At 56.7% G+C, this 12,938-nt stretch carries 15 protein-coding genes; 2 read left to right on the forward strand and 13 right to left on the reverse strand.

Annotation, left to right across the window (positions count from 1 at the left end):
- The first annotated feature begins 24 nt into the window (after positions 1 to 24).
- Positions 25 to 276, forward strand: a complete 252-nt coding sequence (locus F3J39_RS08475) for a YfhL family 4Fe-4S dicluster ferredoxin (protein ID WP_039379685.1) — start codon at positions 25 to 27, stop codon at positions 274 to 276.
- An 11-nt stretch (positions 277 to 287) separates the two neighbouring features.
- On the opposite strand, the gene acpS is transcribed toward F3J39_RS08475, so the two are convergent.
- The 12 genes from acpS to F3J39_RS08535 form a co-directional block, all read right to left on the reverse strand.
- Positions 288 to 668, reverse strand: coding sequence for a holo-ACP synthase (gene acpS, locus F3J39_RS08480; RefSeq protein ID WP_039379688.1), 381 nt, complete (start codon positions 666 to 668; stop codon positions 288 to 290).
- Positions 668 to 1,399 carry a pyridoxine 5'-phosphate synthase gene (gene pdxJ / locus F3J39_RS08485; protein ID WP_039379691.1) on the reverse strand — a complete coding sequence of 244 codons (732 nt, stop codon included), beginning with the start codon at positions 1,397 to 1,399 and terminating at the stop codon, positions 668 to 670. The genes acpS and pdxJ overlap by 1 nt, the downstream gene beginning before the upstream one ends.
- Positions 1,400 to 1,469: 70 nt before the next feature.
- Entirely contained in the window at positions 1,470 to 2,198 is a 729-nt protein-coding gene (gene recO / locus F3J39_RS08490; protein WP_039379693.1) for a DNA repair protein RecO, read from the reverse strand.
- 3 nt (positions 2,199 to 2,201) lie between these two features.
- The gene (gene era / locus F3J39_RS08495) at positions 2,202 to 3,107 is read right to left on the reverse strand and encodes a GTPase Era (protein WP_039379695.1); all 906 of its coding nucleotides are present in this window, start codon (positions 3,105 to 3,107) and stop codon (positions 2,202 to 2,204) included.
- Positions 3,108 to 3,155: 48 nt separating this feature from the next.
- Positions 3,156 to 3,836 (reverse strand): ribonuclease III, encoded by a 681-nt coding sequence (gene rnc, locus F3J39_RS08500; protein ID WP_039379698.1) that lies wholly within the window; start codon positions 3,834 to 3,836, stop codon positions 3,156 to 3,158.
- 111 nt (positions 3,837 to 3,947) lie between these two features.
- Positions 3,948 to 4,919 carry a signal peptidase I gene (gene lepB, locus F3J39_RS08505; RefSeq protein ID WP_039379701.1) on the reverse strand — a complete coding sequence of 324 codons (972 nt, stop codon included), beginning with the start codon at positions 4,917 to 4,919 and terminating at the stop codon, positions 3,948 to 3,950.
- A gap of 9 nt (positions 4,920 to 4,928) precedes the next feature.
- A complete protein-coding gene (gene lepA, locus F3J39_RS08510; RefSeq protein ID WP_039379703.1) occupies positions 4,929 to 6,728 on the reverse strand; it encodes a translation elongation factor 4 in 1,800 nt (599 codons plus the stop codon).
- A gap of 217 nt (positions 6,729 to 6,945) precedes the next feature.
- Positions 6,946 to 7,410: a SoxR-reducing system protein RseC gene (gene rseC / locus F3J39_RS08515; RefSeq protein WP_094111708.1), complete on the reverse strand. Its 465-nt coding sequence runs from the start codon at positions 7,408 to 7,410 to the stop codon at positions 6,946 to 6,948.
- Complete coding sequence (rseB, locus tag F3J39_RS08520) at positions 7,407 to 8,363, reverse strand: sigma-E factor regulatory protein RseB (protein ID WP_071667883.1); 957 nt, start codon at positions 8,361 to 8,363, stop codon at positions 7,407 to 7,409. The genes rseC and rseB overlap by 4 nt, the downstream gene beginning before the upstream one ends.
- Positions 8,363 to 9,022: an anti-sigma-E factor RseA gene (gene rseA / locus F3J39_RS08525; RefSeq protein WP_166714073.1), complete on the reverse strand. Its 660-nt coding sequence runs from the start codon at positions 9,020 to 9,022 to the stop codon at positions 8,363 to 8,365. The genes rseB and rseA overlap by 1 nt, the downstream gene beginning before the upstream one ends.
- A gap of 30 nt (positions 9,023 to 9,052) precedes the next feature.
- Positions 9,053 to 9,628, reverse strand: coding sequence for an RNA polymerase sigma factor RpoE (gene rpoE, locus F3J39_RS08530; protein ID WP_039379714.1), 576 nt, complete (start codon positions 9,626 to 9,628; stop codon positions 9,053 to 9,055).
- A 363-nt stretch (positions 9,629 to 9,991) separates the two neighbouring features.
- Positions 9,992 to 10,741 (reverse strand): tRNA1(Val) (adenine(37)-N6)-methyltransferase, encoded by a 750-nt coding sequence (locus F3J39_RS08535; protein WP_166714074.1) that lies wholly within the window; start codon positions 10,739 to 10,741, stop codon positions 9,992 to 9,994.
- A gap of 136 nt (positions 10,742 to 10,877) precedes the next feature.
- On the opposite strand from F3J39_RS08535, the gene srmB reads away from it, so the two are divergent.
- Positions 10,878 to 12,206 carry an ATP-dependent RNA helicase SrmB gene (gene srmB, locus F3J39_RS08540; protein ID WP_039379716.1) on the forward strand — a complete coding sequence of 443 codons (1,329 nt, stop codon included), beginning with the start codon at positions 10,878 to 10,880 and terminating at the stop codon, positions 12,204 to 12,206.
- 184 nt (positions 12,207 to 12,390) lie between these two features.
- Here the strand turns inward: srmB and grcA are convergent, their stop codons facing one another.
- Positions 12,391 to 12,774, reverse strand: coding sequence for an autonomous glycyl radical cofactor GrcA (grcA, locus tag F3J39_RS08545; protein WP_039379718.1), 384 nt, complete (start codon positions 12,772 to 12,774; stop codon positions 12,391 to 12,393).
- Positions 12,775 to 12,938: the final 164 nt, after the last annotated feature.

Below are 12,938 nucleotides of genomic sequence, written 5' to 3' on the forward strand. Positions count from 1 at the left end.
AATGAGGATTAACGGACGTGAAGAATGGCGTTACTGATTACGGCGAAATGTATTAACTGCGACATGTGTGAGCCGGAGTGTCCCAATCAGGCTATCGCGCTGGGTAAGGCGATATATGAAATCGATCCGGCACGCTGCACCGAGTGCGTGGGGCATTATGAAACGCCAACCTGCCAGAGCGTCTGTCCTATCGACAATACGATTGTCAGCGACCCACAGCGCGCCGAAAGCCGCGACGCGCTGTGGGAGAAATTCGTACAGCTCTGGCCGCACTGAGCGCGTAACGCTCAGTCCTCGATGATCACCGTGGCACAGGCGTAGTGGCGCTCATCAGCCAGCGTCACGTGCACGCGCTGCACGCCCAGCCGTTCAGCAATGATGCTCGCCTGCTCAAAAAAGCGCAGACCCGGTTTTCCCAGCGCATCGTTGAACACCTCAAACTGATTAAACGCCAGTCCGCCGCGGATCCCGGTGCCAAAGGCTTTGGCCGCCGCCTCTTTCACGGCGAAGCGCTTGGCAAGGAAACGCACCGGCTGCTGATGCGCCTGATACTGCTGCCACTCCGCGTCACTCAGTACGCGGCGCGCCAGGCGATCGCCGGATCGTTCGATAACGCCGGCGATGCGCTCAATTTCCACGATATCGCTGCCGAGGCCGAGAATCGCCATCAGCGCCGCGCTTCCCGCATCAGCTGCTTCATTTCGCTTACCGCATCTGCCAGCCCGCTGAAGAGCGCGCGGCCGATGAGGGCATGGCCGATATTCAGCTCATGCATCTCCGGCAGCGCCGCAATGGGCTGCACATTGTGATAAGTCAGTCCGTGGCCGGCATTGACCTTCAGCCCGAGAGAGGCAGCGTAGTGCGCTGCTTCGCGAATACGCATCAGCTCAGCGTCACGCGCCTGCCCTTCCGGCGCTTCGGCGTATGCGCCGGTATGAATTTCGATATAAGGCGCGCCGCTGGCAACCGCTGCGTCAATCTGCCGGCGGTCGGCATCGATAAACAGTGACACCAGTATGCCCGCCTCTGACAGCTGCTGTACCGCTGCGCTGACGCTCGCCTGCTGGCCCGCCACGTCCAGGCCGCCCTCCGTGGTGACCTCCTGACGCTTCTCCGGCACCAGGCAGACAAAGTGCGGCCGGATGTCACAGGCGATGGCGATCATCTCATCCGTGACCGCCATCTCCAGGTTCATTCGCGTCTGAATGGTATCGCGCAGAATACGCACATCGCGATCGGTGATATGCCGGCGGTCTTCACGCAGATGCACGGTAATACCATCAGCGCCCGCCTGCTCGGCCACGAAAGCGGCCTGTACCGGATCGGGATAGTGGGTGCCACGCGCGTTACGTACGGTAGCGATATGATCAATATTGACGCCTAACAGCAACTCAGCCATAACTACGCTTCTCTTTGTTTAATGTCAGTGCAGTGTATCGCGACGATACGTTCAGGTGGTCTGACCGCAGCTACGCCTGCGGCGCATCGGGTTTCTTCTTTGGAATAAACTGGCGAAACAGCTCCTGACTCTTCAGCGGTTTGCCGCCGAGATAGGGCTTTAGCGCAATGCGCGTAAAGCGCTTGGCGGCCCGCAGGCTATCGGCATCGGGGAAACTGCGCGCTTCAATGGCGCGCAGCTGGTGACCGGTAAAGCTGCGCTGATTCAGCACCAGGCTGGCGATAAAGCCCTTCTCTTCGCGGTAGCTGTAGGTCATGGCGTCATCGATCGCCTCGCCGCTGCCGGCGCAGTGCAGAAAATCGACGCCGTAGCCGAGATGCCCGAGCAGCGCCAGCTCAAAACGGCGCAGCGCCGGTTCCGGCGAGGCGGTGCCGGCGGCCAGCTCCTGAATACAGTTCAGGTAATCGAAGAAGAGTTCAGAAAAGGGGATCTCCTGCTCCAGCACGCGCGACAGCAGTTCATTGACATAGAGACCGCAGTAGAGCGTGATGCCGCTGAGCGGCAGCGCCAGCGAAACCGCTTCGGCATTACGCAGCGTTTTGACTTCACCGCGTCCGCCCCAGCGGACCAGCAGCGGCGTAAAAGGCTGCAGGGTGCCTTTCAGCTGAGAGCGACGCGAGCGCGCGCCTTTAGCCAGGACGCGAACGCGGCCCTGACTTTCCGTAAAGAGATCGAGCAGCAGGCTGGTTTCGCTGTAGGGGCGACTATGCAGCACAAACGCGCGTTGCCAGCCTTCCATCAGTTACAGATCGTCTGTGTAGCCCAGGCTGCGCAGCGCACGTTCGTCGTCTGCCCAGCCCGATTTAACTTTCACCCAGAGCTCAAGGTGCACTTTGGCTTCAAACATCTCTTCCATGTCACGCCGCGCTTCAATGCCGATGGTTTTGATTTTCGAGCCTTTATTGCCAATTACCATTTTCTTCTGGCCTTCACGCTCTACCAGAATCAGGCCATTGATGTCGTAGCCGCCGCGCTCATTGGCCACAAACTGTTCGATCTCAACGGTCACAGAGTAAGGCAGTTCGGCACCGAGGAAACGCATCAGCTTTTCGCGGATGATCTCCGAAGCCATAAAGCGCTGTGAGCGGTCGGTGATGTAATCTTCCGGGAAGTGGTGCTCCGCCAGCGGCAGACGCTTACGGGCAATCGCTGCGATGGTATCGACGTTTTTGCCATTCTCAGCAGAGATAGGCACGATATCGAGGAAATTCATCTGCTGGCTCAGGAACTGCAGGTGCGGCAGCAGGATACTTTTATCCTGAATGTTATCCACCTTGTTCACCGCCAGCACCACCGGGACTTTGCCGTCGCGCAGCTTGTTGAGCACCATCTCATCATCCGGCGTCCAGCGCGTGCCTTCCACGACGAAAATTACCAGCTCCACGTCGCCAATTGAGCTGCTGGCAGCACGGTTCATCAGGCGGTTGATCGCCCGCTTCTCTTCCATATGCAGCCCGGGTGTATCCACGTAGATCGCCTGATAAGCGCCCTCGGTGTGGATGCCCATAATACGGTGGCGCGTGGTTTGCGGTTTGCGTGAGGTGATCGAGACCTTCTGCCCCAGCAGCTGGTTCAGTAAGGTTGATTTACCGACGTTGGGCCGGCCTACAATCGCGACAAAGCCGCAATAAGTTTCGTGTTCGCTCATTCGGGTCCTGACTTAGTCAGCGCCGGGATGGCGCTGTCGTAAAACAATTTATTCGAGTCCAAGCTTAATTAAAGCCTGTTCGGCGGCAGCCTGTTCCGCTTTGCGGCGGCTGGAGCCTACGCCCACGACCGGATCGGCCATGCCACTCACCTGACAGTGAATGGTGAACTCCTGGTCGTGCGCTTCGCCCCGCACCTGCACCACCAGATAGGAAGGCAGCGGCAGATGGCGACCCTGCAGATACTCCTGCAGGCGCGTTTTGGGATCTTTCTGTTTATCGCCCGGGCTTATCTGCTCCAGACGGTTCAGATACCAGTCGAGAATCAGCTTCTCAACGGTCTGGATATTACTGTCGAGGAAGATGCCGCCAATCAGCGCCTCTACCGTATCCGCAAGGATCGACTCGCGACGGAAGCCGCCGCTTTTCAGTTCGCCTGGTCCAAGACGCAGGCACTCGCCCAGTTCAAACTCACGCGCCATCTCAGCCAGCGTATTGCCGCGCACCAGCGTGGCGCGCATGCGGCTCATATCGCCTTCGTCCACGCGCGGGAAGCGGTGATAAAGCGCGTTGGCAATCACATAGCTGAGAATTGAATCGCCTAAAAATTCAAGCCGTTCGTTATGCTTGCTGCTGGCGCTGCGGTGTGTCAGGGCCTGCTGCAAAAGTTCCGGATGAGTAAAAGTGTAGCCCAGTTTGCGCTGCAGCTTAGTAATGAGAATGGGGTTCATGCGATTCCAGTTGTTCTGTGCGTCTGTAACTCTGCATACGAAACAGGGCTGATAGCAGCGCGTTCTGTTTCGTGTGCAGTGGCTTCCTGTCAGACAGGAAGCCACCCGTATTTAGTGAATGCCGCCGATACGGCTCAGGCGTACGCCTGTCGGCCACTCACCTTCCTGTTTTTCAAAGCTCATCCAGATAGCGACCGCTTTACCGACCAGATTCTTCTCAGGCACAAAGCCCCAGTAGCGGCTGTCGGCGCTGTTGTCACGGTTGTCGCCCATCATGAAATATTGACCCTTCGGTACCACCCAGGTCGCCTGCGGCTGGCCCGGCTGCTGATAGTACATGTTCGCCTGACTCTGCGCCTCATTCACCAGCAGAATATTGTGCGTCACATCGCCCAGCGTCTCTTTGCGCGTCCCGAGACGCAGGCCACCGCGCAGCGTTTCACCCTGCGGTTTCCGGAAGAAGCCGTTGCCGGTCTCGTTGCCGTCAAAGCCGCTGAACGTCTGGATAAAGTCGCTTGGCTCAATATTGGTATAGGTGACCGGCAGCGCCGTATCACATTTGCCGTTACCGCAGCCGGGATTGATGGTCAGCGTTTTACTGAACGGATCAAACATCACTTTATCGCCCGGCAGACCAATCACGCGCTTGATGTAGTCAACGCTGGGATCTTTCGGATATTTAAACACGGCGACATCGCCGCGCTTTGGATGTCCGGTCGGGATCAGCGTGGTCTGCGTAATGGGATCTTTAATACCGTAGGCAAACTTCTCCACCAGAATAAAGTCGCCAATCAGCAGCGTGGGCATCATTGAGCCGGAGGGGATCTGAAAGGGTTCAAAAATAAATGAACGTACAATCAGTACCACCGCCAGCACCGGAAATACCGATGCCGCCGTTTCAATCCAGCCTGGCTGCGCAGCCACTTTCGCCAGCGTTTTGCTGTCGAGCGAGTTACCCGCCTGCGCCTGTGCAGCGGCCTGTTTTGCCCGACGCTCAGGTGCCCACTTCACGCGATCGATACACCAGATGATGCCGGTCAGCAGCGTAGCGATAACCAGAATCAGGGCGAACATGTTAGCCATTGTGGTTCCTTATTTGCTGTCTTTACCGACATGCAGAATGGCGAGGAAAGCTTCCTGCGGCAGCTCAACGTTGCCGACCTGCTTCATGCGTTTCTTACCATCTTTCTGTTTCTGCAACAGTTTTTTCTTACGGCTGACGTCACCGCCGTAGCATTTTGCCAGGACGTTTTTACGCAGCTGCTTCACGGTGGAACGCGCAATGATATGGTTGCCAATCGCCGCCTGAATCGCGATATCAAACTGCTGGCGCGGGATCAGATCTTTCATCTTCTCCACCAGCTCGCGACCGCGGTACTGCGAGTTATCGCGGTGGGTGATCAGCGCCAGGGCATCAACGCGCTCTGCGTTAATTAATACGTCCACGCGCACCATGTCTGACGCCTGGAAACGCTTGAAGTTGTAGTCCAGCGACGCATAGCCGCGCGATGTCGATTTCAGACGGTCGAAGAAGTCGAGTACCACTTCAGCCATCGGGATATCGTAGGTGAGCGCGACCTGGTTGCCGTGGTAAACCATATTGGTCTGCACGCCGCGCTTCTCCACGCACAGGGTAATCACGTTACCCAGATACTCCTGTGGCAGCAACATGTGACACTCTGCAATCGGCTCACGCAGCTCTTCAATATTGTTGAGCGGCGGCAGCTTGGCCGGGCTGTCAACATATACCACTTCGCCATCGGTGGTTTGCACTTCATACACAACCGTTGGCGCAGTGGTGATCAGATCGAGATCGTACTCGCGCTCCAGGCGCTCCTGAATGATCTCCATATGCAGCAGACCCAGGAAGCCGCAGCGGAAACCAAAGCCCAGCGCGGTTGAACTCTCTGGCTCATAGAATAGAGAGGCGTCGTTCAGGCTCAGCTTGCCGAGCGCGTCGCGGAATGACTCATAGTCATCTGAACTCACCGGGAAAAGACCGGCATAAACCTGCGGTTTGACCTTTTTGAAGCCAGGCAGCGCTTTATCTGCCGGGTTGCGCTGCAGCGTCAGCGTATCGCCCACCGGCGCACCCAGAATGTCTTTGATGGCGCACACCAGCCAGCCCACTTCCCCGCACTTCAGTTCGGTGCGGTCAACCTGTTTGGGTGTGAAGATACCCAGGCGGTCAGCATTATAAACCTGACCGGTACTCATGACTTTGACCTTCTCGCCCTTGCGCAGCGTACCGTTTTTAATACGGATCAGGGAAACAACGCCAAGGTAGTTATCGAACCAGGAGTCGATGATCAGCGCCTGCAGCGGGCCATCCGGATCGCCTTCCGGTGCCGGAATATCGCGCACCAGGCGCTCCAGCACATCCGGCACGCCGATGCCGGTTTTAGCCGAGCAGCGCACGGCATCTACGGCATCGATACCCACGATATCTTCAATCTCTTCGGCTACGCGCTCAGGATCGGCAGCGGGCAGGTCGATCTTATTCAGTACCGGTACCACTTCCAGATCCATTTCCATGGCGGTATAGCAGTTCGCCAGCGTCTGTGCTTCAACGCCCTGTCCTGCATCGACCACCAGCAGCGCCCCTTCACAGGCCGCCAGCGAGCGGGAAACTTCATACGAGAAGTCTACGTGGCCCGGGGTGTCGATAAAATTGAGCTGGTAAGTTTCACCGTCTGGCGCTGTGTAATCGAGCGTGACGCTCTGCGCTTTAATCGTAATGCCGCGCTCGCGCTCCAGATCCATGGAATCAAGAACCTGCGCCGCCATCTCACGATCGCTCAGGCCACCACAAATCTGAATCAGACGATCGGAGAGCGTTGATTTGCCGTGGTCAATGTGAGCAATAATAGAGAAATTTCGTATGTGCTTCATTTATATGAATATCTTCACGTAGAGAATCAGTTGAAAACGTGAGCACAGACACATTCAGGCAAGCGATCTTTACCCGGAACCCTGTCGGCCTCATTAATGACGTCGCATATTACACTGTTAACGCCGCGCGTTAAAGAATGGAACCTGTGGGATTTGCAACAGAATTCAGCGGGTAAGCGGAAATGAAAAGGCCGCACAGCAGGCGGCCCGGGCGGCATCAGCTGACATCTTCAACCCGCAGCGCATCAGGCGGAAGCGCCACGCTGAGGATCACCGGCTGAAAGGCTTCGCGTCCGGCATAGCGCGATGAAACGCCTTTGGCAATGATAAATCCTCCCACGCCGCCAAGCAGCGCCCCGCAGGCGGCCGCGAGGTCGCTGTGAAACAGCATCTGAAACAGGCCAGCCACAGCAAACAGGCCAAACAGCGGCGTCATATAGACCAGCAGCGCTGAGCCGAGCAGGCTGCTTTCGCGAATGCCTAACTCAATGCGCTGACCCGGCTGTAGCGGCTCAGCGCTGGGAATGGTCATGACATGGGCGTTCTTCGGCCCCAGCTTGTTGAGCGCATGGCTGCCACAGCCTTTACGCGCTGAACAGCTGTTGCAGGAAGTTTTCGCTTCAGAATGCAGCGTGGCAACGCCATCCTGCCAAGCCACTACGGTGGCCCACTCTCTCATCATTTTTTTGCCCCTGCATCAATAGCGCTGGCGATACGTTTCGCGGTTGCAGGCGGTAATTCGCCCACCACGGTGATCTCCTGATTATCGCGCACAACGGTCTGCACCGTACGACGTCCCGTGCGCAATTGCTGAGGCACGCTATTTTTATCGGCAGGCGCAATGTTAATGGCAAAACTGAACAGCCCGTCGCTGTAGAGACGCGATTCGACGGTTTTATTCATGGCGGGTATTGCGCGACGACTCTGCGAAATCAGCTTCATGCCTGCCGGTATCCAGCCAGGCTGCCAGCTGAGTTCCACTTTGTCGCCCGCCGGCAGGGAGAGCGACGGCGGCAGATTTGCCTTCTCAAGCCCCTGCATCAGATTGCGCACGCCCTCATCCACTGCAAAGCTGATAACGCGGAACTGCTCCAGCGTTTCACCATCGCGATCCAGTAAATCGATGCGCAGCGGCAGTTTGGTATCCACGTCCAGCCAGACCACATAGCTGTAGCGCGTACCGTCACGGGAGACAATACGCACAACTTCGCACATCTGGTCAGCCATACGCGATCGCCCTACCGGCACAAAGTCATACGCCTGACCCAGCCGGGAGAAATCAGCAAACATCAGTGAAGGCAGCGCGTCGATAATATGGTTGCCCGGCAGTGAGAACGGATCCAGCCCGGGTTCAAAATAGCTGATGTCGTTACCGCGCTGGATCACTTCACGGCGCGGACCATCCATCTGCAGCAGCTGCGCAAAGACGCGCTTATCCACCACGGCGTGACGATAGCGCAGAGACTCAATGCCCAGTCGTGAGACATTAATATACGCAAATTCATAATTGAGATTTTGAGTCGCCTGCTCCATCTGCTGTAACAACGCCCCGGAAGACGACGTCTGTGCCGGGGCGGTTGATGTCCAGAGCAGGCTGCCGGCCATAAGGCTAACGGCGCACCAGAGCTGCTTCATTACTGCTGTTGAGTTCCTAACGACTGCGTTCCGGGAACGGTGGTCTGCGCCTGCTGCGGTACGCTGTTTTCAAACTGTACCTGATCGGCATGCAGACGACGCTGCAGCTCATAATCCTGCAGCATGGCGTTAACGCGACGCCGCTGATCCTGAACCTGCTGATTTGAACTGTTGGTCTCAAAGGCATCAGACGGTACGCCCAGGCTTACCGGTGACGCTTTACCCATCATCGGCAGCGTATTAAACGCCGGAGCATCTGAGGACTCTGCTGCCCCACCGGCAGAAGAGCCGTTGTAGTGCTGCACGCCAACAATGACCGCCAGTGATACGCAGGCGGCTACGCCAATTTGCGTGACTGACGCTACCCAGCTGCCGCCGCGACGCCAGAACGGCATTTTTTGCCAGCGTGCCGGTTCCGGCTGCGCTTCAGGGATCAGCGGTGTTGCCGCAGGGCGCAGCGGTTCATTTTCGATGGCTGCGGCCACGCGGGCGGAGATATCAAAATGCAGCACTTCGCCTACATCCCCGCGAAGGGTGTCGCGAATAAGATGGTAGCTCTCCCAGCTTTTTTGAAGTTCGACATCCTTTGACAACGAGGACAACAGCTCGCTGTCTAACGTTTCACCATCCATTAAAGCGGAAAGTTTTTCTTTCTGCATGCCTTGGTACCCTTTCAGTAGCCGTTATCACTAACGTTGGATAAGCGGTTGAACTTTGTTATCAATGGCTTCCCGGGCACGAAATATGCGCGATCGGACAGTACCAACCGGGCAATCCATAATGGCAGCGATCTCTTCATAGCTCAGACCATCCAGCTCCCGGAGCGTGATAGCCATACGGAGATCTTCAGGAAGTGACTCAATTGTCCGAAAAACAATTTGTTTCAGTTCGTCAGACAACATTAAGTTCTCAGGGTTCGATATTTCTTTTAACGCGCCCGCACTTTCGAAGTTTTCTGCATCAATTGCATCTACGTCGCTGGAAGGCGGACGACGGCCCTGAGCCACCAGATAATTTTTTGCTGTGTTTACCGCGATGCGGTAAAGCCACGTGTAAAAAGCGCTATCCCCGCGGAACGACTCCAGCGCGCGATAGGCTTTGATAAATGATTCCTGTACCACATCGGGCACGTCACCCGAAGGGACATAGCGTGAAACCAGGCTCGCCACTTTATGCTGGTATCGGACTACCAGTAAGTTAAAGGACTTTTGATCTCCTTTCTGAACCCGCTCAACGAGAACCTGATCCGTTAACTGCTCGCTCATCCGAGGTAATGTCTCCCCAAAACTCTTTTATGCGTAAGTGGACTGCCAGCACATCTCATACCCGTGAGCAAGCATGCGCTTTGAGTTCTGTTCTGGCCTGAAGTTCACTACGACCTGTTTTTTCGTCGCGGCATTGCAACCCGTTATGACGTAGCGGCTGACCCGCTTTCAATAGCTTATGCAGTGCCGATCGGTGCTGGCAGAGTAGCGTAAGGCGATCTCTTTTTCATCTTTATTACTCTTCTTTTCAGCATAGCTGACGGCAGCGCGCAAAATTCGCCACTTTGCAACACGATGCAGCAGGGATCCTGCGAACGTAACGACAGATCGCGACCGCTGCTGCAGTATGGTGACAGCCAATACTCAGCGGAAAAGATAGAAGTCTGTCACCAGGCTCAGCCAGTCAGCGGAGTAGCTTTTATCTTCATTGCGGATCGCCAGCCGCTCCTGTATCAGCTCGCCTGCCGCAGGTGAAAAGCCCAGCACCAGCCGGTTGGGTGGCCGCTGTGCATAAGGCGCAACGTCGTAGCGCAGCCGCAGATGCCAGCCATCGGCGCGGGCAAGCTGCACCAGCGCCTCGCCGCTCTCCACCGGCAGCACCACGCAAAACAGCCCCTCTTCTTCGATAAGCTGTGCCGCGCACTGCAGCAGCGCGGCGTGATCGAGCGTGGCGGTGCTGCGCGCCGTGTCCCGTGCTGCGCTGGATGAGGCCATACCGGGCACAAAGAAAGGTGGATTGCTGACGATCAGCGAATAGCGTTTTTCACACCGGCTGCTCCAGTTAAGGATATCCGCCTGGTGCACGGTGATACGGGCGCCCCACGGCGAGGCCTGCACATTCTCCTGCGCCTGCGCGGCGGCTTCGCTATCAAGCTCGACCGCATCCAGCGTAACCTGTTGCGGCGTGCGCTGCGCCAGCATCAGGGCGATAAGCCCGCTGCCGCAGCCAATATCCAGAATACGCCGTGCCCCGGCCACCGGCGTCCACGCCCCCAGCAGCACGCCATCCGTGCCAACCTTCATTGCACAGCGATCGTGTGCGACAAAAAATTGTTTAAACGTAAACCCATCTTTTCTTAATGTCGCCCGTGCTGGCGGCTGGTACTGAGACATGCTTTCGGCCATTGAATTGTTATCTGGCGAGAGTGTAACGTGGTCGCACAATGAATTCATCTGCGCCTGATGAACACAAACAGATGAAGATTGCGGCCGATCTGTCTATAATCAGCGCCCCAAACTGAGGTAGAACATGACAGTAACCACATTCTCCGAACTCGAACTCGACGAAAGCCTGCTGGATGCCCTGCAGGAAAAAGGCTTCACGCGCCCGACGGCCATTCAGGCTGAAGCCATTCCTGCCGCGCTGGAAGGCCGTGACGTGTTAGGTTCGGCACCCACCGGAACGGGGAAAACCGCCGCCTATCTGCTGCCCGCATTACAGCATCTGCTGGACTTCCCGCGTAAGAAGTCGGGTCCGCCGCGTATCCTGATCCTCACCCCTACCCGCGAACTGGCGATGCAGGTGGCCGATCAGGCGCGTGAGCTGGCGAAGCATACCCATCTGGATATCGCCACCATCACCGGCGGCGTTGCCTATATGAACCACGCTGAAGTCTTCAGCGAAAATCAGGATATTGTGGTGGCGACCACCGGCCGTCTGCTGCAGTACATCAAAGAAGAGAACTTTGACTGCCGCGCGGTAGAAACACTGATTCTCGATGAGGCGGACCGCATGGTCGATATGGGCTTTGCCCAGGATATCGAGACCATCGCCGGTGAGACGCGCTGGCGCAAACAGACGCTGCTCTTCTCCGCCACGCTGGAAGGCGAGCACATCAAAGATTTTGCTGAACGCCTGCTCAACGATCCGGTCGCGATTGAAGCCGACCCGAGCAAAAGCGAACGCAAACGCATTCAGCAGTGGTACTACCGTGCTGATAACCTTGAGCACAAGACCAAACTGCTGGTGCACCTGTTAAAGCAGCCGGAAGTGAAGCGTGCGATTGTGTTTGTGCGCAAGCGTGAACGTCTGCACGAGCTGGTGACCTGGATGCATGAAGCGGGCCTGCGCAGCAGCTACCTCGAAGGGGAGATGGTACAGGCGAACCGTAATGAAGCGATTAAACGCATCAACGATGGTCGCGTCAATGTGCTGGTTGCCACTGACGTTGCGGCGCGCGGTATCGATATTGATGACGTGACTCACGTGATCAACTTTGACCTGCCGCGTACGGCAGATACCTATCTGCACCGCATTGGCCGTACCGGCCGCGCCGGACGCAAAGGGATCGCTATCTCGCTGGTTGAGGCGCACGATCACGTTCTGCTGGGTAAAATCAGCCGCTACGTTAATGAGCCGCTGAAATCACGCGTGATTGATGAGCTGCGTCCTGAGTCGCGTGCGCCGAGTGCTAAAGTCACCGGAAAGCCGTCGAAAAAGGCGCTTGCCAAACGCAAAGAGAAGAAAGAGAAAGAAGACGAAAAGCCGCGCGTGAAAAAACGCCATCGTGACACCAAAAACGTGGGTAAACGCCGCAAGCCAAGCGGATCAACCACGCCGGAGTCAGGTGCGGAATAAAACGTCACTGCAGTAAAAAAAGCGCCTGAACCGGCGCTTTTTTTTTACGTTCAGCTGGCCTTAAGGGCCACTGACAGGCGGGTCAGCGCGAACGCCGGTAAATGTCGCATTTTAATCAACGCATGCGTTCCGGACCGCTTCCGCACTGGCCTGCAGCATGAGCAACTTTTCATCGCTACTTCAGTTACAGGCTCTCTGTAAAGGTACGGGTGATCACATCGCGCTGCTGCTCTGGCGTCAGGGCATTAAACCGTACGGCATAACCGGATACGCGAATGGTCAGCTGTGGATACTTTTCGGGATGCTTAACCGCATCTTCCAGCGTTTCCCGCTGCAGTACATTGACGTTAAGATGTTGTCCGCCCTCAACGCGCACCTGCGGTTTCTGCTCCAGGGGCACTTCACGGTATGCCATCTCGCCCAGCTCGCTCAGGGCAACCACCTGATCCTCCTCATAGAGGCCTCTGGCGCACAGACAGCGCGCCTGTCCCGCCTCTTCATCCAGCAGCCAGAATGAGTTCAGCAGCAGCGGGTTATGGGTTTGGGTAATTTGAATGCCGGTAATCATAGCGATCTCCAGAAAGGGGCGTTCTGTCTCTGAACGCCGTTGACAGATAGACAGGCTGGTATATCACCGGGACGCCGCCGGTGCCTTGACCTGCATCAAGCTGAAACGGCGGGGTTAATTCTTCTGCTCCCGCGCTGAAGCAGCTAAGCTAAGGAAAACTATCG

The sequence above is a fragment of the Pantoea sp. Acro-807 genome (assembly GCF_011752675.1).
Classification (GTDB): Bacteria; Pseudomonadota; Gammaproteobacteria; order Enterobacterales; family Enterobacteriaceae; genus Pantoea; species Pantoea eucrina.

Bases quoted from the DNA above. Each gene is read 5' to 3' on its own strand.
- F3J39_RS08475 (WP_039379685.1), top strand. From the start codon at position 25: ATGGCGTTACTGATTACGGCGAAATGTATTAACTGCGACATGTGTGAG.
- acpS (WP_039379688.1), bottom strand. From the start codon at position 668: ATGGCGATTCTCGGCCTCGGCAGCGATATCGTGGAAATTGAGCGCATC.
- pdxJ (WP_039379691.1), bottom strand. From the start codon at position 1,399: ATGGCTGAGTTGCTGTTAGGCGTCAATATTGATCATATCGCTACCGTA.
- recO (WP_039379693.1), bottom strand. From the start codon at position 2,198: ATGGAAGGCTGGCAACGCGCGTTTGTGCTGCATAGTCGCCCCTACAGC.
- era (WP_039379695.1), bottom strand. From the start codon at position 3,107: ATGAGCGAACACGAAACTTATTGCGGCTTTGTCGCGATTGTAGGCCGG.
- rnc (WP_039379698.1), bottom strand. From the start codon at position 3,836: ATGAACCCCATTCTCATTACTAAGCTGCAGCGCAAACTGGGCTACACT.
- lepB (WP_039379701.1), bottom strand. From the start codon at position 4,919: ATGGCTAACATGTTCGCCCTGATTCTGGTTATCGCTACGCTGCTGACC.
- lepA (WP_039379703.1), bottom strand. From the start codon at position 6,728: ATGAAGCACATACGAAATTTCTCTATTATTGCTCACATTGACCACGGC.
- rseC (WP_094111708.1), bottom strand. From the start codon at position 7,410: ATGATGAGAGAGTGGGCCACCGTAGTGGCTTGGCAGGATGGCGTTGCC.
- rseB (WP_071667883.1), bottom strand. From the start codon at position 8,363: ATGAAGCAGCTCTGGTGCGCCGTTAGCCTTATGGCCGGCAGCCTGCTC.
- rseA (WP_166714073.1), bottom strand. From the start codon at position 9,022: ATGCAGAAAGAAAAACTTTCCGCTTTAATGGATGGTGAAACGTTAGAC.
- rpoE (WP_039379714.1), bottom strand. From the start codon at position 9,628: ATGAGCGAGCAGTTAACGGATCAGGTTCTCGTTGAGCGGGTTCAGAAA.
- F3J39_RS08535 (WP_166714074.1), bottom strand. From the start codon at position 10,741: ATGTCTCAGTACCAGCCGCCAGCACGGGCGACATTAAGAAAAGATGGG.
- srmB (WP_039379716.1), top strand. From the start codon at position 10,878: ATGACAGTAACCACATTCTCCGAACTCGAACTCGACGAAAGCCTGCTG.
- grcA (WP_039379718.1), bottom strand. From the start codon at position 12,774: ATGATTACCGGCATTCAAATTACCCAAACCCATAACCCGCTGCTGCTG.